The 2003-nt window shown below is 40.4% G+C and carries 2 protein-coding genes; both read right to left on the minus strand.

Translation table 11 applies throughout. The annotated features are described in order from the left end of the window. Nucleotides 1-502: ATP-binding protein (locus H4J56_RS19320; protein WP_182259819.1), on the minus strand; the 502-nt coding region annotated here is incomplete at its 3' end. After that, nucleotides 495-1988 (minus strand): IS21 family transposase, encoded by a 1494-nt coding sequence (gene istA, locus H4J56_RS19325; protein ID WP_182218723.1) that lies wholly within the window; start codon nucleotides 1986-1988, stop codon nucleotides 495-497. The genes H4J56_RS19320 and istA, both read right to left, overlap by 8 nt. Between the last annotated feature and the right edge of the window lie 15 nt (nucleotides 1989-2003).

Below are 2003 nucleotides of genomic sequence, written 5' to 3' on the forward strand. Positions count from 1 at the left end.
ATATCAACAGCTCATATTTATCGAGTTTTCTTAGGGCATCAGTTAAGCCCAACGTTTCTTTTGCACGTTGGAGTTCTTGAACAATAGCTGTACTAGTGCTGAATTTAACGCGCACTGCTTTTTCAAGTAATGAGTAACCAATAGCACACGCTAAGTGAGTTTTCCCTAAACCACTAGCACCAAACAATAAGATATTATGGCCTTGTCTAAGCCAGTCAATCTGATTAACTTTTTGTTTCATTTGCAGTGACGTAATACCTTCTATTTCGTCAAATTTATATTGATGTAGTTGTTTACCTACGGGTAATTTACTCTCTTTAAGTAACCGTTTTAATCGACTTTCATGACGATGATTAGCTTCAAGTTCACATAGCTCGGCAAGGAATAATTCAGGCTCCCACTCCTGTGAAACAGCCTTTTGGGCAAGGACTTCCCATTCTTTGGCTATCGCACTTAAGCGCAGCTCTTTCAGTAATATTGGTAAGCTTAGAATATTAGCCATGTAACCCTCCAAGCAAACTATCGTAATCACTTATTTGATGTTGATGACTGACAATGTTTGGTATGACGAGCGTGCTAGGGGCAAACAATTTACGGCACATATCAATAGATATAAACTTACCTTGCTCGTGGTTTTTCAAGACATAACGACCAAGGGCATGCTCGCAATTATAGTTATGAGCGAGTAACAATAATTCAACCATATAACGACAGTCTTTATCGCTAACATGCTCTGCTGTTAACTGCTGCCACAACAAACTGAAGTCACCTTCTGGGATCAAATCTTCTCGTAACTGCGAGTATTTGAACGCATTGGGCTTTTTCGCAAGTGAGTGGATCACATGTTTATAATCTACTGCTCGTGATCTTAAGTGTCCTTGAGCATAGACTCTAGACAGGGATAACGTTTTTTCATGACCAAGAAATAAATCCAGCCGAGTATCATAAATGTGTACAAGTAATCGATGACTAATTAATCTAGAAGGTACGGTATACGTCACACGTTTAACACTGATGGTGCTGCTAGAGGTAACTTTAACGTATTGTTCGCAGAAGTCGTTGGTACGACGTTTAGGCAAATCATTTAAGTGCTTGCGCTCTTCATCAAATCGAGTTTTGCATTGGCGATTAATTTTGGCGACAATTACATCAAGAAACGATTGGTACTCGGTAATTGTCGCGAAATCACGACTGCCACGTAGTCGTAATTGCTGATCTACTTTTCGTTTTAAATGGCTATGTGCCACTTCAATCGCACCATTTTCATGAGCTACACCTTTATTGTTACGCGTTGCAACAACGCTATAGTGAGCACATAGCTTTTGATAGCGTTCAGTTAACGTTTCCTGTTCATAATGATTATTGAATGCAGCACTTAAGCTATCGGTTCGGTGTGTCTGTGGTACACCACCACTGCGCCAAAATGCATTTTGTAAACCTGTAGAGAGTGATTCGAAACTTTCACCGCCAAAGACAAGTTGAGCATACGTCCAGCCACTGAACACTAACTTGTAATGAAAAAGCTTATGAGAAAATGCTTGGCCTGCAATAGATATTTCAAGTTTGTTCATCCAAGTGTAATCAGATATCCCCATAAACCCTGGCATGTACTTTTGACGAAAGATAACTTCTTGCTCTGGCCCTTCAGTTGCCAACCACTTTTTGACTCGACGTTGTAACGTACGTAAATGATTGTGACCAAATTTACCTGGCATGAGTGTATCGAGCTGATCTAATAACGTTATGGGTTGAAGTTCAGGATCTGCTTTGAGCAATGGCACTAGATGCTCTTCAAACGCACCATTAAATGGATCTTTGCGTGTTCGATAAACCCTAGGGAGATGTGTGGTTGAATGCTGGCCGGATTCGATACGCCGAGCTGTACGCTCTGACATACCAGATTGGGCAGCGGCTGCTGTTTGTTTATGATCATTACGATAAGACATATATAAATTAACCTGTTGCTTGGTTATGGGTTTTCCAGACATATCTTTCTCTATTGA

This window comes from Colwellia sp. BRX8-4 (genome assembly GCF_014077345.1).
Lineage (GTDB): Bacteria > Pseudomonadota > Gammaproteobacteria > Enterobacterales > Alteromonadaceae > Colwellia_A.